At 43.9% G+C, this 19,807-nt stretch carries 22 protein-coding genes; 15 read left to right on the top strand and 7 right to left on the bottom strand.

Annotation, left to right across the window (positions count from 1 at the left end; genetic code table 11):
- Nucleotides 1–85: 85 nt before the first annotated feature.
- The 8 genes from rlmN (at nt 86) to NV379_RS09130 (ending at nt 8,123) form a co-directional block, all read left to right on the top strand.
- Complete coding sequence (gene rlmN / locus NV379_RS09165) at nt 86–1,165, top strand: dual-specificity RNA methyltransferase RlmN (protein ID WP_258206986.1); 1,080 nt, start codon at nt 86–88, stop codon at nt 1,163–1,165.
- The gene (locus NV379_RS09160; protein ID WP_258206985.1) at nt 1,155–1,589 is read left to right on the top strand and encodes a hypothetical protein; all 435 of its coding nucleotides are present in this window, start codon (nt 1,155–1,157) and stop codon (nt 1,587–1,589) included. The genes rlmN and NV379_RS09160 overlap by 11 nt, the downstream gene beginning before the upstream one ends.
- A gap of 287 nt (nt 1,590–1,876) precedes the next feature.
- Nucleotides 1,877–2,515, top strand: coding sequence for a LysE/ArgO family amino acid transporter (locus NV379_RS09155; RefSeq protein ID WP_258206984.1), 639 nt, complete (start codon nt 1,877–1,879; stop codon nt 2,513–2,515).
- A gap of 92 nt (nt 2,516–2,607) precedes the next feature.
- On the top strand, nt 2,608–3,078 hold the full coding sequence (locus NV379_RS09150; RefSeq protein ID WP_258206983.1) for a DinB family protein: 471 nt from the start codon (nt 2,608–2,610) through the stop codon (nt 3,076–3,078).
- Between the two features lie 118 nt (nt 3,079–3,196).
- Complete coding sequence (locus tag NV379_RS09145) at nt 3,197–4,942, top strand: ABC transporter ATP-binding protein (protein WP_258206982.1); 1,746 nt, start codon at nt 3,197–3,199, stop codon at nt 4,940–4,942.
- A 24-nt stretch (nt 4,943–4,966) separates the two neighbouring features.
- Nucleotides 4,967–6,739 (top strand): ABC transporter ATP-binding protein, encoded by a 1,773-nt coding sequence (locus NV379_RS09140; protein WP_258206981.1) that lies wholly within the window; start codon nt 4,967–4,969, stop codon nt 6,737–6,739.
- A gap of 107 nt (nt 6,740–6,846) precedes the next feature.
- Entirely contained in the window at nt 6,847–7,125 is a 279-nt protein-coding gene (locus NV379_RS09135; protein ID WP_258206980.1) for a hypothetical protein, read from the top strand.
- Nucleotides 7,126–7,289: 164 nt separating this feature from the next.
- Nucleotides 7,290–8,123, top strand: a complete 834-nt coding sequence (locus NV379_RS09130) for a Cof-type HAD-IIB family hydrolase (RefSeq protein WP_258206979.1) — start codon at nt 7,290–7,292, stop codon at nt 8,121–8,123.
- Nucleotides 8,124–8,220: 97 nt separating this feature from the next.
- Here the strand turns inward: NV379_RS09130 and NV379_RS09125 are convergent, their stop codons facing one another.
- Nucleotides 8,221–8,760, bottom strand: a complete 540-nt coding sequence (locus NV379_RS09125) for a hypothetical protein (RefSeq protein ID WP_258206978.1) — start codon at nt 8,758–8,760, stop codon at nt 8,221–8,223.
- 230 nt (nt 8,761–8,990) lie between these two features.
- Here NV379_RS09125 and NV379_RS09120 point away from each other — a divergent pair, with 230 nt between their 5' ends.
- The 6 genes from NV379_RS09120 to NV379_RS09095 all read left to right on the top strand — a co-directional run bounded on the left by NV379_RS09120 (nt 8,991) and on the right by NV379_RS09095 (nt 14,118).
- Nucleotides 8,991–9,872: an ABC transporter ATP-binding protein gene (locus NV379_RS09120; protein ID WP_258207194.1), complete on the top strand. Its 882-nt coding sequence runs from the start codon at nt 8,991–8,993 to the stop codon at nt 9,870–9,872.
- A gap of 108 nt (nt 9,873–9,980) precedes the next feature.
- Complete coding sequence (locus tag NV379_RS09115) at nt 9,981–10,727, top strand: ABC transporter permease (RefSeq protein ID WP_308860270.1); 747 nt, start codon at nt 9,981–9,983, stop codon at nt 10,725–10,727.
- Complete coding sequence (locus NV379_RS09110; protein ID WP_258206977.1) at nt 10,728–11,933, top strand: sensor histidine kinase; 1,206 nt, start codon at nt 10,728–10,730, stop codon at nt 11,931–11,933.
- Nucleotides 11,930–12,535 carry a response regulator transcription factor gene (locus tag NV379_RS09105; RefSeq protein ID WP_258206976.1) on the top strand — a complete coding sequence of 202 codons (606 nt, stop codon included), beginning with the start codon at nt 11,930–11,932 and terminating at the stop codon, nt 12,533–12,535. Before NV379_RS09110 ends, NV379_RS09105 begins: the two co-directional genes overlap by 4 nt.
- 229 nt (nt 12,536–12,764) lie before the next feature.
- A complete protein-coding gene (locus NV379_RS09100) occupies nt 12,765–13,391 on the top strand; it encodes a YqaA family protein (RefSeq protein ID WP_258206975.1) in 627 nt (208 codons plus the stop codon).
- 94 nt (nt 13,392–13,485) lie between these two features.
- Nucleotides 13,486–14,118, top strand: a complete 633-nt coding sequence (locus tag NV379_RS09095) for a DedA family protein (RefSeq protein WP_258206974.1) — start codon at nt 13,486–13,488, stop codon at nt 14,116–14,118.
- 64 nt (nt 14,119–14,182) lie between these two features.
- Here NV379_RS09095 and NV379_RS09090 read toward each other — a convergent pair whose 3' ends face one another.
- From NV379_RS09090 to NV379_RS09070, 5 genes are all read right to left on the bottom strand, one after another.
- Nucleotides 14,183–14,869, bottom strand: coding sequence for a hypothetical protein (locus NV379_RS09090; protein ID WP_258206973.1), 687 nt, complete (start codon nt 14,867–14,869; stop codon nt 14,183–14,185).
- Nucleotides 14,869–15,765 carry an ABC transporter ATP-binding protein gene (locus NV379_RS09085; protein WP_258206972.1) on the bottom strand — a complete coding sequence of 299 codons (897 nt, stop codon included), beginning with the start codon at nt 15,763–15,765 and terminating at the stop codon, nt 14,869–14,871. The genes NV379_RS09090 and NV379_RS09085 overlap by 1 nt, the downstream gene beginning before the upstream one ends.
- A gap of 6 nt (nt 15,766–15,771) precedes the next feature.
- Nucleotides 15,772–16,134: a GntR family transcriptional regulator gene (locus tag NV379_RS09080; protein WP_258206971.1), complete on the bottom strand. Its 363-nt coding sequence runs from the start codon at nt 16,132–16,134 to the stop codon at nt 15,772–15,774.
- 160 nt (nt 16,135–16,294) lie between these two features.
- Complete coding sequence (locus NV379_RS09075) at nt 16,295–16,780, bottom strand: anthrone oxygenase family protein (RefSeq protein WP_258206970.1); 486 nt, start codon at nt 16,778–16,780, stop codon at nt 16,295–16,297.
- Between the two features lie 976 nt (nt 16,781–17,756).
- Complete coding sequence (locus tag NV379_RS09070; RefSeq protein ID WP_258206969.1) at nt 17,757–18,659, bottom strand: helix-turn-helix transcriptional regulator; 903 nt, start codon at nt 18,657–18,659, stop codon at nt 17,757–17,759.
- Nucleotides 18,660–18,735: 76 nt separating this feature from the next.
- Here NV379_RS09070 and NV379_RS09065 point away from each other — a divergent pair, with 76 nt between their 5' ends.
- The gene (locus NV379_RS09065) at nt 18,736–19,260 is read left to right on the top strand and encodes a dihydrofolate reductase family protein (protein WP_258206968.1); all 525 of its coding nucleotides are present in this window, start codon (nt 18,736–18,738) and stop codon (nt 19,258–19,260) included.
- Between the two features lie 256 nt (nt 19,261–19,516).
- On the opposite strand, the gene qoxD is transcribed toward NV379_RS09065, so the two are convergent.
- Nucleotides 19,517–19,801, bottom strand: a complete 285-nt coding sequence (gene qoxD, locus NV379_RS09060; protein WP_258207192.1) for a cytochrome aa3 quinol oxidase subunit IV — start codon at nt 19,799–19,801, stop codon at nt 19,517–19,519.
- Between the last annotated feature and the right edge of the window lie 6 nt (nt 19,802–19,807).

Here is a 19,807-nt window from a genome sequence, read left to right as displayed (position 1 = left end):
ACAGTTCCCCTTGTTTTCACAAATGCTTTCTGGGACAATAATAAGCAGACTGAATTTTATAGTTTTTGAAAAGAGGACTTCGAAGATGAAACCATCCATTTATGGCATGACCATGGATCAGCTGGCGGCATGGCTGCTGGAACGTGGACACAAGAAATTTAGAACATCCCAAGTATGGGATTACTTATATCGCAAGCGGGTTACGAGTTTTGCAGAGATGCTAGATGTAAATCCGGCATGTCTCGCACTACTCGAAGAACATTATGCAATCCGAACGTTAGAAGTGAATACGAAGCAAGAATCAGCTGATGGTACGGTGAAGTTCTTATTTAACTTGAGCGATGGGAACTTGATCGAGACCGTACTTATGCGTCAAAAATATGGCTTATCTGTCTGCGTCACAACGCAAGTGGGTTGTAACATTGGCTGCAGTTTCTGTGCGAGTGGACTGCTGAAGAAAAGCCGCGACCTCTCAAGCGGGGAAATCGTGGAACAATTAATGAAGGTACAGCTTGATCTTGATTCACAAGGTAAGGGCGAGAAAGTTAGCCATCTTGTGGTGATGGGAATCGGCGAGCCGTTCGACAACTACGATAATCTTGTGGATTTCTTGCTCACGATCATTGATCATAAAGGACTTGCGATTGGTGCGCGTCATATTACGGTATCGACTAGCGGTATTCCAGATAAAATTCGAGCGTTTGCTGATAACAAGATGCCTGTAAACCTAGCCGTATCCTTACATGCGCCCAATGATGAACTGCGCACGAAGATCATGCGTATTAACCGCGCCTATCCGATTGAAACGTTAATGGATGCAGTCGATTATTACTTGGCAACGACGAAGCGTAGACTTACGATCAGCTATATTCTGCTTAAAGATGTGAACGATCAGAAAGAACACGCCCTAGAGCTTGCAGAACTACTGACAGATAAGCGTTCGCTTACGAATGTGAATCTCATTCCTTACAACCCAGTTGATGAGCTCGATCAATACCAACGTAGTGATCAAGAGACGATTCGTGCTTTCTATGATGTATTGAAGAAGCAAGGAGTTAGCTGTAGCGTCCGTCTGGAACATGGTACGGACATTGATGCGGCGTGTGGTCAATTACGCAGTAAACAAATGAAAGAAACGAAGGGTTCAGAAAGCAATGTGGTATAAGCTCTTTCTATATATACACATCATCAGTGCGATTACCTCCATTGGCCCATTCTTCATTCTATTGCCGATGTTAGCGAAATTGAAGTCAGCCGAGCTTGCAGCGAGGAATGCATATCTGGATACATTCCGCTCTGCAAACCGTCTGGCGAAACATATGGGACATGTGCTCGTTGCCTCTGGCATCGGGCTTGTCCTCATTGGTCACTGGTCTTGGAGTACTTCTTGGATTGTGATGACACTGGCGATCTTAGTCGCCTCATTATTGTTCATGGCAAGGGCATTCTCACCGAAATTACGAAAGTTTAATGAGCCAGATTTAGATGTAGACAAGGTCGTTCATGCGCTGAAGCGTGCTACGTGGACGTATTTGATTCTACTTCTAGTCATGCTGTGGTTTATGGTGGCAAAGCCTGAGTTTTGGTAGATTACAATACATATTGTTAGATTTACAAGATGAGTAGCTATGGGAGCGTATTTAAAAAGTTAAACGAAAGAGAAAAAAGCAACTTATGCTTTCGAAGTACTTTTCCTTCGGAAAAGTTTGAGTGTTCACCTTTGAAATCGTGAAAATACCATTAAATCAATTCAAAATTCACGATTGAGATTCATAGGCTTTCCGCAGGAAGGCCATTTCGTAAGCCTAGTGCTTTTTTATCTGTAGAGCCCCAACTTTTTAAATACGCTCTATTAGATTGAGGGGAGGATAATCTAATGACAGCAGCATGGATTCACGGCATTGTACTCGCCTTCGGGCTCATTCTGCCGCTTGGTGCGCAGAACATCTTTATTTTTAACCAGGGAGCCTATCAATCTAGGTTTACGAAGGCTTTACCTGCGGTATTAACGGCAGCGATCTGCGATACGGTGCTTGTACTCCTTGCAGTGCTCGGGGTGTCCATCATCGTATTTACGATCACATGGCTGAAGGTGCTTATTTTTGCAATTGGACTCGTATTTCTGATTTATATGGGATATTCCATCTGGAAGAGCAAGCCGCAGGTGGCCTCTAGTACGAATGGTGAAGCGACTGTCATGACGACGAAGAAGCAAATCTTGTTCGCCATGTCCGTATCACTGCTTAATCCCCACGCGATTCTAGATACGATTGGGGTTATTGGGACTAGCTCACTGAGTTATGAAGGTTCAAGTAAAGTTGTATTTACGATGGCAACGATCTTGATTTCGTGGCTATGGTTCTTCGGTCTAGCTATAGTTGGCAGAATAGTAGGTAAATTAGATGGTCAAGGTAAATTCTTGTTGCTCCTTAATCGACTTTCTGCATTATTAATTTGGGGTATTGCGATCTACATTGGCAAACAACTGTTCGATATTTTAGCTGGAAATAGCTAAATTAATCCTAAAAATCGAATAGTTTAATATGTACGGTTATGCTATGATCAAGGATGTGAGTCGTCTTCCGACCGCAGAAGGAGGAATTCAATATGTCACATGTAGTTATTATGACAGCTCAGAAAGTACGAGGCATGGTATTAAGAACGGTACAATCCATCCCAGAGGAAGTGTTCGATATTCAGCCTGCTGGATTCAACAACACAATCAGATGGAATGTAGGACACATTGTGAACAGCTTAGAGCGTTTTTGCGCGGCTTCTATCCCTCTTAACTCCAATTTGCCAGCTACATATAACGAACAATATGGTACAGGTTCTCGCCCATCGGCGTGGACAGAAGCTGGACAATCCAAGGATGAACTTCTTGAACAATTAAGTGCACAATTAAACGCAATTTCCGAAGCTTCAGCTGAGGTGCTTGAAACAGCATTCCCAGAGCCTGTAGAACTTGGGCCAATGAAGCTAAACACGGTTGCTGAATTGATTAACTTCGCTGTTATTCACGAAGCGCTTCACTTAGGTACGATTAAGGCGCTTGCTGCAGTTACATCAGTTAAATAAGACATAAGCTAGATTGATACAATTAGCAGGCCGTTAGAGTGTCACACCTCTAATGGCTTTTTTCGCCGAAAATATAATCATATTATTACAATAATTTAGATAGAAAGCGGTGGAGTTCTTGTCATTTGTTATTCGATTACAATGGTTTTTTAAACAGAGGTGGAGTCAATACGCAATTGCGATTCTTTTCATGGCAGGGGTGAGTCTATTATCAACGCTCCCGCCTAAGATGATCGGAAGCACGATTGACCTCATTCGTACGGGGAGTCTAACGCAGGAGCAACTAACGAAGACAGTGCTGACTCTAGTTGGTTTGTCGCTACTGCTCTATGGGATGACGTATGTATGGCTGACAACGTTGTTCGGCAACTCCGCATTAATTGAGAGATTGCTGCGCGGTAAGTTGCTCGCTCATCTCACGAAGATGACACCGGGATTTTTCCAGCGCAACAGTACCGGACAGTTGATGGCTCTAGCAACGAATGATGTGCTCGCGATCGGTCAGACTGCAGGTTATGGGGTTATGACGATTGTGAATACGGTCGTGGGAGCTACAGTTGTTATTGCGACAATGGTGACTTTAATTGATTATCGCCTTATGCTTGCAGCACTTATTCCGCTGCCATTCCTAGCAATTGCAATTAATATCTTGGGTAAAAAGATTCGAACTCGCTTTATTGATGCACAAGCGGCTTTTGGCAAAATGAATGATCATGCACTTGAATCGATTTCCGGTATTCGCGTTATTCGTTCTTATGTACAGGAAGATCATGATTTGAATGCATTTGATCAAGTGACGACAGAAGTAAGGGACAAGAACAAGAAGGTATCGGTATTTAACGCCTTGTTCCAACCGCTTATCTCCTTAATTGTAGGGATTAGCTTTACGATTGGAATTGGGTATGGTTCTTACCTTGTACTTGCCAAAGAAATTACACTCGGACAACTGGTGTCCTTCAACATTTATCTAGGTATGCTCATCTGGCCCATGATTTCTTTCGGTGAATTCATTAACGTACTGCAGCGGGGAAGTGCTTCTGCAGATCGCTTGGATACGGCACTTACGCAACAAGCTGACTTGCATGATGTAGAATCACCAATTGAGCTGGGTCAGCATGTATCCAGTATTGAGATGAAGAACTTGACGTTTACGTATCCAACGGCCAATCAGCCGAGTCTCGTAGATATCAATTTCCGTTTGGAACGGGGACAGACACTCGGAATTGTCGGACGTACGGGTAGTGGTAAGAGTACATTGATGAAGCAATTGCTGCGTCAGTATGCGATAGAGCCGAGTAAACTGTTCATCTCCGAAGTGCCGATTGAGCAAATACGAATTGAACAGATGAAGAGCTTTATTGGATATGTGCCACAAGAGCACATGCTGTTATCAAAGTCGATTCGTGAGAATATTGCGCTCGGTAAGCCAGATGCAACAGAAGAAGAGATTGCGAAGGCCATTGAGATGGCTTCGTTTACTCAAGATATAGCCCAAATGCCAGAAGGGTTAGATACAATTGTCGGGGAGAATGGGGTGATGCTCTCCGGTGGACAGAAGCAGCGGGTTGCGATTGCGCGTGCACTGCTCATTGATGCTGAGATGCTGATGCTCGATGACTCCTTGTCTGCGGTGGATGCACGGACGGAAAGTCGTATTCTGCACCAAGTTCGAATGGAACGTGCAGGACGTACAACACTCATTACGACGCACCGATTGTCTGCGGTTAGTCATGCGAACTGGATTCTGGTATTAGATGAAGGACGCATTATCGAAGAAGGCACACATGATGAATTGATGCTGTTTGGCGGTTGGTACAAGGAACAATGGGATCGTCAGCAGATGGAAGCTAGCTTAGAAGAATAGAAACAGGCTTAAGGAGGTGTATGGATGCCAAGTAAATCGACTTCAAGAAGATTAATATCCTATGCAATGGTATATAAATTCAGGATCATCGGGGCCTTGCTCATTCTGTGTGTGGCAGTAGGAGCGGAACTGTGTGGACCTTTTATTACGAAGATGATTATTGATGAGTATTTAAAAGAAGGCGCGACGGAATTGTCGCCTATCCTCGGGTTATTAGGCATTTATTTATTGCTCTTAGTCGTAGGTAGTATTAGTACATTTACACAGTCGTACATGTTACAGTCAACGGCATTGCAAATTATTAAGAACATGCGGATGGATCTCATGTCGCATATTCAGCGCATTTCGCTGCGCTATTTTGACAGTACACCGATTGGTCAGGTCGTGTCTCGAATTGCGAACGATACGGAAGCGGTACGGGATTTGTTCATGAGTTTCATGGCAACTTTCGTAGTTAGCTTCGTGCACTTGATTGGGATTTACACAGCATTATTCTTGCTGGATACGCGCCTGGCGCTGCTGTGCTTGATCTTGCTGCCAATCTTTGCGCTCATTATGAAGATTCATCTGAAGTACTCGAAGATCTACATTACGATTATGCGTGCGCGTCTGAGTGACATGAATGCGAAGATTAATGAGTCGATCGTCGTGATGCCAATTATTCAAGCTTTCCGTCGGGAAAAGAAGACGATCGATGAGTTTGAAGAACTGAATGACGACCGCTACGTGAATCAACTCAAGCAATTCCGTGTCTACTCGCTATCCTCACGTAACATTGTAGGTACGATTGGTAGTTTAGTCATGGCGATGGTGATCTGGTATTTCGGTCGTGATGCACTGCAAGCAACCATTTCATTCGGTGTATTCTATGCGTTCGGGGACTATGTGGGACGTATTTTCCAACCAATTATCGGGATCTTCGATCAGATGACCAATGCCCAGCGTGCGTTCGTGTCTGCGGAGAAAGTGTTCGCGATTATGGATATCGAAGGTAACGAAGTGGAGAAGACGGATCAAGTGAAGCGCCCAGAAGGTGTTGTGAAATTCGACAACGTGTCATTCGCTTATAAAGAAGGCGAGAACGTGCTGAAGAACATCAACATTGAAGCGCGTAAGGGTGAGACGATTGCTCTTGTCGGTCATACAGGGTCAGGTAAGAGTTCGATTATGAACCTACTGCTCGGTTTCTATGAACCAGGTGAAGGTCAGATTTCGATTGATGATCGTGACATAACCACTTATTCGAAGCAAGCACTTCGCAAACATATGGGGATCGTGCTGCAAGATCCGTTCCTGTTCGCAGGTGATATTAAGTTCAATGTAAGCTTGTACAACTCCGACATTACAATTGATCGTGTCAAAAAAGCCCTACAAGACGTTGGAGCAGCCCCATTCATTGAACAATTACCGAATGGCTATGATGAGCCGGTAGTGGAACGGGGAAGCACGCTGTCCTCGGGACAACGACAGTTGATTTCGTTTGCCAGAGCACTAGCATTCGATCCATCGATCTTGATCTTGGATGAAGCGACAGCGAGCATTGATAGCGAGACAGAGAGCTTGATTCAGCAGGCACTTAAAGTGGTAAGTGAAGGACGAACAACATTCATCATCGCCCACCGCCTGTCCACGATTCGTGAAGCGGATCAGATTCTCGTGCTGCACCGTGGTGAGATTGTGGAGCGTGGTAATCACGATGAGTTAATGGCGCTAGAAGGTCGTTACTATAAGATGTATCAGCTGCAAAAAGGTGGCGAGAAGAAGCCTGCTGTAGTTGGTGGTGTCGTTAAAGCGTAAATAATTTCAAGTTTAGTGGTTGCCGTTGCTTCTAACGCATGAAAATGCCTCACTCGGTACATTATGGTACAATAGGCAGATGAACTTAAGTGTAGGAGTTGACCATAATGAGTGAAGCAGTTAATGAGCAAGACTTGATGGAATATATCGTGAGTAAGACGAAGGCTGATCCGAAGGCGATTGAGATCGTACTTAATCACGAAACAGCTTTTATGAACAAAGCGAAGCCCAATGCTAAGGGAGAGATTGATATCGATCTTGATGATCTTGTGGATTACATCATGAGCAAGCCGAATGTGAAGCTGGATGAAATGACAGTCGAAACGATTCTGGATGCAGAGATGGCGTATCTGATGGATAAAGGCGAAGCAGGTTATTTGGACTAAGCTCGATAGAAGTAGATATGGACTCACACTTTCGCATGATTGCGGGTGTGGGTCTTTTTTTTTAGCTTATCAGAACAGATATTGGATGCAAGTTGTCCTAGACAGTCCGTGCCAGCCCAAGGTACCATGAGAAGTGACTAACCTAGCGGAGGGGATATTGGGCGATGACGACTTACAAAATGATCGTGCTAGACTTAGATGACACACTACTTCGAGATGATTACTCGATTTCACCGCGTACGAAGGAAGCACTAATGCGTGCGCAAGAAGCCGGCGTTAAGGTGGTGTTGGCATCAGGCAGACCAACGTTTGCCATGCTGCCGATTGCTAAGGAACTTGAGCTTGCGAAGTACGGAAGCTTTATTCTTTCTTTTAACGGAGCGAAGATTACGAACTGTCAGACTGGTGAAGAATTGTTCAGCAGCACACTGTCGGTGGAGACGATCCATGAGATGTTTGCACTTAGCCGTCGTGAAGGCATTGAGATTCTATCCTACGTTGGCGATGACATTGTCACACAGGCACGTAACAATAAATATATTCAGATTGAATCCGAGCTAACAGGAATGCGTGCTGTAGAGGTAGATAGCTTTACTGATTACGTCCAGCAGCCTGTTGTAAAAGGATTGATGATCGCCGATCCGGAAATCCTGGCAATCGTAGAGAAGAAGCTGCAAGCTGAGCTTGCAGGCCGCTTGAATGTGATGCGTTCCAAGCCGTTCTACTTGGAAGTGACAGAAGTGGGCGTAGATAAGGGAGCAAGCTTGGATCACTTGATCAAGCCGCTTGGCATCACGAAGGATGAAGTGATCGCAATCGGAGATAGTTATAACGATCTGACGATGATCCACTTCGCAGGACTTGGTGTTGCAATGGGCAATGCACCGGATGACATCAAAGCCGTGTCGCAGTATGTGACAGACACGAACATGAACGATGGCGTGGCGAAAGTCGTGGAGAAGTTCATTTTTGATGGGGCTGTCGAGGTAAGAGGATAAGTCATATTTTAATAGGGAAAAAAAGAAAGACGACTTTACGCGTGAGTACGCGGCTAGAGTCGTCTTTTTTTGATGTGCAAATTACGCTACATATACACTAATGATAACCGAGTTGCTTATGCAACTTGTCGAATAGTTCAAACGCTTCATCCCAATCCTTACCTGGGTCTGAGAAAGAGAAGTCCACTTTGGACATCGGGGTGATGAACTTGTATAAATGAGCCTTATCGTTCTCAAGTAGTGTTTCAGGATCGGCAAGGATATTCAAAGTTTTCGAGAACCATTCGTTGTACCAGTTGACAATGTAACCGATTGTTTTCCTTGACTCATAGGGGAAGTGGTCAGGAAGATTGCTCATTGTTCTCTCCAATGCATGAAGACTGTCTAACGTGTAGGTCAACCGGATCAGGAGGGCTCGATTCTTATCTGGATTTTCCCAATCACGAGGGCCCGACGAGTTTTCTAACAATCTTTGTATTGTTTTTAGATGATAGGCAGCCTGATTGGCCATTTTTGCGCCATGTAGGTTTATTTCATTCTGCGCTTTACGCAGTTCTAAGTGTTGCCATAGTCCGAAGCCTGTGAGCAGAAGGAGTAGAAGGACTACACTTACGTTGAATTTCTTATGTAATGTCAAAGATGTCACCTCAAGATTAGGATTAGAACAACAGTAACCGATCTGGGAAGGTTTGTTAATGACTATTTTATGTAAATTTTATGTAAATCAAATTGAGCATTGTTTTTCTGACATTTGTCATAGTGAACAGGTGACATCGGCGACTAACGAGCATGGGCGTACATCCTCTACAATAAGGACATAAGCGAAACACAAACAAATAACAAAGTAGAGGATGATAACAAATGACTATGACATATATGATCGAAGCGACAAATGTAGTAAAGCAATTCGGAAGCCACCGTGCAGTGGATAACATCAGCTTTAAGTTCGAAACAGGTAAGATCACAGCATTACTCGGACCGAACGGAGCAGGGAAAACAACAACAATCTCCATGATTCTAGGTATGATCAAACCGACTTCCGGTGAGGTTACGGTGCTTGGTAAACCAGCTGGAACAAGCGAGTTACGCGAGCGTGTAGGAGCATTGATGCAAGATGTAAAAGCGGCTGACGGCTTAACAGTGATCGAAGTATTGAAGTTGTTCCGCAGCTATTACAAGAATCCGATGTCTCTCGAACAGCTCTTAGATATATCGGGATTACATAAAGAAGCCAAGCGCCGTGCATCTACATTGTCTGGTGGACAGCGCCGCAGACTTGCTTTTGCACAGAGCTTGGTTGGTAATCCTGAGCTAATCCTACTGGATGAGCCAACAGTCGGCATGGACGTTGAAGCGAGAGCGCGCTTCTGGGATACGATTCGTGCACTTGCTGCGAAGGGTAAGTCGATTCTGCTCACGACACATGACTTGCAAGAGGCAGACGCGGTTGCGGACCATATCTGCATTATTGCTGGCGGCAAAGTTGTTGCAGAAGGGACTTCCCAGGAGCTGAAGGAACAGACAGCTCTTCGTACAGTTTCGTTCAAGGTTGCAAACGCACCAAGTGAAGAGGAACTCTTGAGCTTACCTGGGGTGAAGAAAGTTGAAGTCCAGCAGTCCCGTATTACTTTGCATGTGAGCCAGACGGATCAATTACTTGCGGTAGTATTACAAAAGGACTGGGGCGTATCCGACATCGAGGTACACGCTGCGAAGTTCGAAGATGCATTCCGCACCTTAACGGCTTAATCATCTGACATTTGTCATAGGAAACAAGTGACATCGACGACTAACTGGAGATGACCGACATCCCCTACAATAAAGATATAAGGAACACACTATTAGGAGGAACTAATCATGAAAATGAACATGTTAATAAGCCAAACGAAAGCTGAAAGTTTACGTATTATACGCAGCCCATTCTTCTTGCTCTTCTCGATCGTTATGCCACTTGCTTTCTACTTCTTATTCTCAAGCCTTAGCGGTTCAGATCGTGCGATTGAATCGACTACATATGCGCAATATTCACTAATGTCCATGACAGCATTTAGCCTAATCAGCACAGCAATGAGCCAATTCGGAATCCGCATTTCCTACGAACGCCGTGATGGTTGGGTAAGCCTCCTTAAGCTAACACCACTTACACCGGCAGTATGGATTGGCAGCAAAATGATCGCTCACATGGGTGTGCATCTTCTTACTATTCTAGTTATCTTCACAGCGGGACACATTGCCTATGACATGGATTTAACAATGACACAGTGGTTGTTATGTGGTTTGTGGTTATGGATTGGAAGTGTACCGTTCCTAGCAATCGGTTCTCTACTTGGCACAATGAAGAATGCGGATGCAGTAGTCGCAATCGCGAACGTGGTTCAAATGGCTCTAGCGATCTTAGGTGGTCTATGGATGCCAATGCAAACTCTACCAAGCTGGATTCAAGCAATTGGTCAGTGGTTGCCATCCCACCGCTATGCACATGGCGCTTGGAGCATGCTAAGCGGTAGTAGCCCAGCACTACTAGATTGGGTCATTCTTCTAGGCTGTGGAATCCTGTTTATGGTACTATCAAGTTACATCCTAAATAGACGGGAAGCGGTGTAATTGAAGAGTTTGAGAGAGAAGTTCATTCCAGCAAGTGAGGGTATTGTCCCCTTAGTCTCCCTAGCAAACTTATTGATTCCCATACTGATCTTATTCTTAAGCGAGCCTCCCCTAAAAATTGGGATCGGGCTCGTTTTGATGCTTATGTTCATCATGGCATATCGGGAGCAGTACTGGCGCAAAGCACAGGCGCTTTGGTTTATTGCGGGGCAATTGCTTGTCATTGTTGCATTCATGTTCTTCTATCATCCGGTTTACGCGTATATGGGCTTTCTCGTTGCGATGTCGCTTAGTAAGCAGAACTTGCGTTTCATGCAAATCGTAGCCGCTTTGTTCGCATTAATCGTCGTTCTACTCAGTATTCCATTGGTTGAAAAAGCAGGTTTAGTCATCATCTTCGTGATGTTACCACCGCTATTTGGTGTATCTGGCATGCCCTTTATTGTACGAGGACAGGAGAATTACAAGCTCATGGCAGAGCGCTTAAAAGCAGCGACTGAGCAACTAGAGCGAATGGCGCAGCAGGAAGAGCGTCAGCGAATTGCAAGGGAGCTGCATGATACACTTGGACATACGATGTCACTGCTTGCACTTAAAGGCGAGTTAACAAGTAAGTTGATTACTCGCGCTCCTGAGAAAGCACAGAAAGAAGCACAAGAAATTACGGAAACCGCGCGAGCAGCATTGAAACAAATGCGAGAACTTGTGACCACGATGCGCGTTGTACGATTAGAAGAAGAGTACACCCACGCGACGGCACTATGTGCAGCCGCAGGTATTAAGATCAAGATTGAAGATCCATGTTATATGATGAAACCAGACAAAACCAAGACGTCAGGTTCAATCAGTCGTGAGTCTGGTAGTAGTCCTGAGCGCCTGCCATTATCTCCACTTCAAGAAACGATCCTCGCCATGTGTTTCCGAGAGTCGTTAACGAATGCGGTAAGACATAGTCGTGCTTCCTCTTGTACGGCAACATTAGAAATAGAAGAAGGACTTGTTCGATTGACACTAGCCGATGATGGAGTCGGTTTGGATCAGGAACAGCTCAAACAAGCAAGCGGTAGCGGGATCGCAGGGTTGAAACAGCGATTGGCACTCGTAGATGGCTACTTAAACGTCGAGTCTGAGCCTGGACAAGGGTTGAAACTAGCTTTACATATCCCAAGAACGATACGCAGCGAAAGGGCAGGTGCAGCAGGATGATTCGCGTTATACTAGGAGAAGATCAACGATTGTTGCGGGAGGCGCTCGCGACTCTTTTATCATTGGAAGACGATATTGAAGTAGTTGGACAAGCGGAGAATGGTGAACAAGCCCTTGAATTGATCATGAAAGAAGAGCCAGATATTGCGATCTTAGATATTGAGATGCCTTTAAAAACAGGGTTGGACGTAGCCGAAGCCGTTCATAAATTAGATCTTCCTTGCAAGATATTAATGTTAACGACATTTGCAAGACCCGGTTATTTTCAAAGAGCGATGGCATGTGGGATTCGAGGTTACTTGCTCAAGGATAGTTCAAGCGATCAGCTTGCAGACACGATCAGACAAATTGAATCTGGCAAGAGAGTCATCAGTCCCGAGTTATCGCTTGCAGTCTGGGATGATCCCAATCCGTTGTCCCCGCGTGAGAAAGAAGTGCTATGCTTAGCCGCACAGGGGATGACCTTGCAAGATATCAGTAGTTCCTTATTCCTCTCCCATGGGACAGTTCGCAATTATATGTCCGAGGCAATTAGCCGAGTGGGTGCGAATACGCGGATTGAAGCGATCACGATTGCGCGCGATAAAGGCTGGTTAGAGTAAGAATAGATCGGCTTGTTTCTAACCAAAGATGCAGCATGTAATCATGAACTAGAATTAGTGTGGAGAGCTCTGAGCGCATACCCAAAGGAGTTGCTCAGGGCTTTTTGCTGTTTGGAGGCAAGGCTAATATCTTCCCCGACCAAAGTCGAGAACGAAACTAAACCTCAGGCAGTTATGACGTGGTAATCAATTTGTTAATCTTAGTAAGACTGGGGGGATAAACGAGATCATGGATATCATCATGGAGTTTTTGCGAGGGTTTGGACCGATAGGAATGTTTATTCATGGAATGATAGACGCAATTATTTTTCCTATACCTGCCTTCTTCCTACAAATATATTTAAGTGCAATTGATCCTGACAATGTGATATGGCTTGCTACGCTTGGTTTTGTGGGTAGTTTATTGGGTACCCCTATTGGTTATTTAATTGGCAAAAAGTCCGGAGATCTCATCCTTAAAAGGTATGTGAAAAAGAAATGGATGGATAAGGCAACGGGGCTTTTCCATCGACATGGAGAAGTCGCAATTCTTATAGGTTCCTTCACGCCAATTCCGTTTAAGTTGTTCACGATCATGGCCGGTTGTATGAATTACTCCTTGTGGAAACTACTTGGCTATGCCGCAATTGGACGCGCAGCGAAGTTCTATATTGTTGGTGTTTTATTTTATATTTATGGTCACGCAGCTGAGCAAATGGTGGATCGTACGCTCATGATAACTATGCTTGGATTCGGAACGTTAATTGTAGCAGGGTGGTTATTGATCCGCTTCGTACAAAGGCGAAAGAAGCAACAACGCGAGGTTACTCTGATTAAAGAGGTAAGATACCTCGACCAAAGTCGAGATGGAAACTAAACTTCAGATCGTTATAGAATTTGTATATTTTTGGTAACCTTATAAAGAGAACAATTTTTGTTTGCAAATGATACGTGTAGGAGTGTAGATACAGATGGAGTGGGTGAGCAACCTTTTTGAACAATATGGCTATCTTGTCTTGATATTAGGATTATTCGCGGAGTCGATTGCACTTCCGTTCCCAGGGGAACTTGCGATGGCGATATCCGGTCATATGAGCACGATTGCTGAAATGAATATTACAATGGTAATTGTGTATTCGTATGTCGGTGCGATAATCGGTACGGCGGTAACATATATGATCGGATATAAGCTTGGGACGCCATTTGTAGCTAAATACGGGAAGTACGTGTTTCTTAAGCAGGAGCGGGTTGAGAAATTGAGTAAGTGGTTTGACCGTTATGGGAATAAGCTGATCTTGATCAGTTATTTTGTCCCAGGTTTACGGCATTTCACGGGCTATGTATCGGGTATTCTGAAGGTGCCAGCGCGCACATTCTTCATCTATAACTGTATTGGTGGTTTTGTGTGGGTAATGCTGTATACGATGATCGGCTTAATATTCGGTGCCAAGTTCGAACAACTCCTTCACTTGGTATCCAGATATTCGATCTTAGCTATTGGAATAGCGGCAATAGGCGTTGGAATCTTCTTGTATGTGAAACACAATAGACAAAGAATCGCTGCTCGCTTGCGTACTCGTGCTCAAAAATCACATAAAGCATAAGCGCGTGAATTGCGTCTATAAGAAAAAGCCACTTCCTTCAAACAGGAGAGTGGCTTTATTACTTTTATACCGTTGCTTTACGAAGCAGTAGATAAGAGGCGAACATCGTGATGACAATGAACGGGAGTAGCCATACTGAATTCTCGAGTAGCGTATGCAACTGAATGTATTCATAAACATTGCCCCACCATTTGAAATATGTGATGACAAATCCAAGTATCATAAGGACTAACCCTAAGCCGATGGAGAATAACAATAATCCGTTGCGTCCGATTCGTCTATGGACACTGGCGAAGATGAATCCGCAGAAAAACTGGCTGAGTAGGATTAAGAAGAAGACAATACCTAGTTCAAGTGGTGATGTTTGATCCATGAAGGGCAGAAGATAAAAACGTAATTTCACACCCCAACCATTCGTCGATTGTTCTATGATTGATAGAATAACCAGGATTAGCGACACCACTAAGCTTACAATACCTGCCGTAGCAGCCGTTCCCCAGAAATAATCTTTGCGGCGAACACTAAAGCTTATGGCCATTGAGAATGTTTGTGAAAGACAAAGGATACCGGCTATAAGCATGTAGACGAAGATCGATAAGCCGCCTCCAGAAGCAAAACCTTCGGGTTCTCGTATGAGTAGTGCAACGAGAATATTGACGAAAAAGCTGGCGAAAAGCACAATAAACGGGATAAAAAACCAGGCCATTTTGTCTCGAATATTCATTTGTACAACGCGAAGTACACGATCCATTAGAGGGCAACTCCTTTCGTATTGTCGTTTGAATTGCTTGTTAGATGAACGACAAGTTCTTGAAGCTTAACAGGTGCAATCTCAAGACCAAGTGAATCTGCATGCTTGCGATCAATCTCTTGAATGCCACCTAGTACCGTTGCTGACATTAACCCGCCAAGCGATTCTTGATGGATGATGCGCATACCTTTGGTGAATGTCTGTACATTAGCGGTGGAACCAACGATAGTAAATGCTTTTCCGCGAATTGTATCTGTGTCCGCATTGATCAAGATTTGACCGCGATCGATCAGGATAACATGCTCAAGAATTTTGCTAACTTCATCAATTAAGTGAGTGGATAAAATAATCGTGCGAGGATGCTCGGTATAATCGTCTATCAAACGGTCATAGAATATCGTTCTTGCAACTGCATCTAGTCCGAGATAGGGTTCATCAAAAATCGTAAGCGGTGCTCGGCAGGCTAGACCGACAATAATGCCGACCGAGGAGAGCATCCCGCGTGACAGTTTCTTCACACTGCGTTTGAGAGGGAGACGGAATTCCTCAACCAACTGCTGCGCGAACTCCTCATCCCAATTTGGATAAAGCGACTTTGCTACAGTGAGTACATCCATAATACGGAACGTATCTGGGTACTTCTGACTTTCCTTGATAAAACACATCTGATTCAATACTTTCGTATTCTCGTAAGGCTCCTCACCAAATACTTCGATCTTGCCGCTTGTAGCAAATGCTTGAGCAGTGATTAACTGCATGATTGTTGTCTTCCCTGCACCATTGCGCCCGAGTAGACCATAAATTTTGTTTGCTTCAAGTTCGAAGCTGACTTGATTCACTGCTGTAAAATCTCCATAAGATTTCGTTAATTGTTTCACTTTAACTACTGGTTTCATAAGGGTTTAATCTCCTCTCCGAATCATCTCGGTTAGTTGGTCGACCGTTATTCCTAGCTTCTCTGCTTCTTTAACCATCGTTACCACATACTGCTCATAGAACTTTTCTTTACGTTTCTCCATCAGAATGGCATGCGCACCGGGTGCGACGTACATGCCCAGCCCCCTTTTTTTGTACAGAATGCCTTGCTCGACTAACATATTGACACCCTTAGCTGCAGTGGCTGGATTAATTTGATAAAATGATGCGAATTGATTCTTAGAAGGTACAACTGACTCTTCAGGCAGTCTGCCTTCGATGATGTCGTCTTCAATCTTGTCTGCAATCTGCATAAAGATCGGTCGACCGTCATCTAGGATGAAAGACAATTCCGCCACCTCCTGTTCGGTTAATTACTTATGTAACCAACTATATATGATTGGGTAATTAGATGTCAATGGGCTATTTTTAAATAAATTTGTGAAAATAAAAAAAAGGCCGCAGATGCGGTCCTTTTTGGATGGAAACGATGTGATTTTGAATAAAGTATTATTTCATTTGACGAAGGGCGAGTACGAAAGAGGCTAGAGCGGCTATACATGCAAGTGTTCGAACATGATTCCATGATGTCCAGACGTTAAGGTATTGGGTCCACAATGCAGTGCTCGATGTGTTCTTCGGATCAAGAGATGCTAGTGAATCGTTAAGAGGGACATTGAATGCTGCAGTTACGATAAATCCGATGAGGTAGAACACACAACCAGCTAGCAAGTAGATCGAACCAGGTTCACCCCAGCGCATAAATGCGAATATGGCGATTACAACACTGACGATTGTCGTTCCCATGAACACAAGCATGAATAGTGGATTGAGAATCGTAGAATTGATTGATTGCATAGCGCCTATGCCATGTTCTGCAGGAATACGAGAGAGTGCGGTCATGATACATGCGGAGAATATGAAGAAGAGTCCTGTAGCTAAGCCTGATCCTAGTGTTGAGAAATACGTTAGAATAAATAGAATACGGTCGCTCATTATGACCTCCTAGTAAAATAAATTACAAAATATTCTAAATAATTGTATACTAGAACTAGAATATAGGAAGCGGTGGACATGCCACGGTGTAGCCTTGCAAGTTGGGAGGTGATGCTGATGGCAACTCTTGAGGTGCTTTATTTTGTCCTGAAACTAATTACTACGTTACTAAGCCTATGGTTTGGTGGCAGGAAGCTAGTGAAATGGATCAAACGAAGACAAAACAACAAGAGAAAACCCCACCGTCGATAAGGTAGGCCCCTTTCGGTGAGGTTTCACGCATAAATCTAATGCGCACCGGAGGTAAGTCCGCCGATACTATATTCAAGGCTCTGACTGTTGGCGCAGTCGGGGCTTTTTTAATATGGTTGAAAAAATGAATGACTATTCTCTAACCTGATACTAAGTATTGACTACAGTATAACACCGCAAACACGCGTTTACAATATCATCCATATTCGAGGTTTAGTCGAATGTTGCCATTGAATTTATTTTACAAATATATCAAATTAAATGGTGTATTATGAGAAGAATATAGGAAGCGGTGGACATGCCACGGTGTAGCCTTGCAAGTTAGGGAGGTGATGCTGATGGCAACTCTTGAGGTGCTTTATTTTGTCCTGAAACTAATAGCTACGTTACTGAGCCTATGGTTTGGTGGTAGGAAGTTAGTGAAATGGATCAAACGAAGACAAAACAACAAGAGAAAACCCCACCGTCGATAAGGTAGACGCCTTACGGTAGGGTTTTTGCGTAAGTAACTCTTATGCGCACCGGAGGTAAGTCCACCGATACTATATTCAAGGCTCTGACTGCTGGAACAGTCAGGGCCTTTTTTAGTTTGATTTGAAAGAGCTGTGACTATACGTTGCATACATATCATATCCGTACAAAAGTTGTACTTTATATGTACGTACAAATTATAACATTCCATATCGGAATATACAATAATAACCATATTATACCCATCGCCTAATTATTCATACTGCTGTATACTTTCTCGCAGTAATTTAACAACCATTTCTCTTAGCTCGATTGGTGCTATTACTTTTACATCAACACCGTACTTCAGTAGTCTTCGTGATAGAAAAGGTAGCTCTTCTATAGGGCTGCTTCCATGCCACTGCTTGCTTCGTATCCCTTGCAGAAGCGGATCTGACTGCGCAATGCGCGCGCCTGTATCTGTAAACTGCAACACGACTTCTACACTCTCACGCTCATCAGTCTTCTTAAACCACTCTTGCAGCGTCGGAATAGATGCATCAACTTGCTCCAACACCTCAATCTCACTCATCCGATCTACTCGATACAAGATTACCTTCTCACCACGTTGTGCGGGCATGTACCAGAAACCATTCTCATAATAAATGCCGAGTGGGTAGGCTTGGGTTCTCTTTAATCCACTTTGGGAACGATACATGTAAGAAACTTCGCGCTTATCCATCGCGGCTTGCAGGATATGTGTCGTCAGTGGTGCAGGCTCGGAAACCTGATTGTGCATAAATCCGATATGCTTCTTCATTCGATCAATGGATTCTTGTACATCTGTTGGAAGCCCTGCGTAATACTGCTCGGCAAGATGTGAACGTATGGACTCGAATGGAAAGTCGTGGATCTTCTCTAGATATTGGATCATTAAAAATAAGCCAAAAGCTTCGTTCTGATTTAGTTGCAGCGGCGGTAAAATCCGATTTGGCATAACACGGTAACCGCCAAGTTTCCCAAGATCGGTATAGAGTGGAAAACCCATCTGTTGCAAGTAGTCGAGGTCACGCTGAATGGTGCGGATCGATACTTCGAATCGCTCGGCAAGCTCGCGAGCCGTGAACTTTTTGCGGGAATCCATCATCTGCATAATAGCTAATCTACGATTATTCATATTCTCACCTAATTACGTCATGATTTGTCGTAATTAAAGTGTATCATAAAGATACTAAGAAGGGAGCGATAAGATTATGGGTAAAAATAATAAAGTGGTGTTGTACATTGCGATGAGTCTGGATGGTTATATTGCAAGACCAAATGGTGATGTGGATTGGCTGATGGCGATAGATGGCGACGGAGATAATGGATACTGTGCCTTCTATGAAACAATCGGTACAGTTGTAATGGGACGTGCAACATACGAGGAGATCCTGGTATTGTCCGAAGAGTATCCGTATATCGGCAAAAAAAATTATGTCTTATCACGATCGGAGCAGCCAGCAGCACCTCATGTTACCTTTACATCGGAATCGTTGGCATCATTAATTCCACAGTTGAAAGAAGAGGCAGAAGGCGATGTCTGGATCGTAGGTGGTGGGAAGGTAGTAAAAGACTGTTTGGATCTAGGTTTAATCGACGAGATGGAAATCGCAATTGCACCAACCGTATTAGGTGAAGGGATTCCGCTTTTCCCAGCAGGGATGAAAGAAAATGTATACACCCTGACTCATGCAGGAACATCCGGTCAGTTCGTCATGCTAAAGTATAAGAAGTAGATTATTAGAGTGAGTTCAAATTGTTAAACGAAAGAGAAAAAAGCAACTGTAGGAACGTAGTGTCCGCCTTTGAAATCGTGGAAATACCACTTAATCTAATCAAAACTTTCACGATTTCAACAGCGGCCGGAAGTGCTTTTTTCTCTGTAGTGACCCGACAATTTGAACTCACTATAAAAATAGCCCGTTCCTGTCATTCAGGAACGGGCTACTTGGTTATATGTGTTGAAGCTTAGCTGGCATATTCAACAATCGCTTACTGGTAACCCCAGATCATTACAAACAATGTACCGAAGATCGTGACTAGACCAACGAATAGTGCATATAGAATGTTGAGGTAAAGTGACTTTTTATCTTTGGATTCATCGACGTGCATGAACACGAATAGCTGTAGGGAAGCTTGGATGATCGCACAGACGATAAGGATCGCGAGGCCAACCGTAGCCGGCATATTAAAGAATACGACGCAAAAAGCAACAATGGAAAGGATGAGAGAGAATAAGTACCCCATCACATGACGAACCGGGAATAGTTGTTTCATCATCGT

Source organism: Paenibacillus radicibacter (assembly GCF_024721995.1).
In the GTDB taxonomy this organism is placed as follows: Bacteria; Bacillota; Bacilli; order Paenibacillales; family NBRC-103111; genus Paenibacillus_AM; species Paenibacillus_AM radicibacter.
This window is presented reverse-complemented; position numbering and strand designations above follow the sequence as displayed.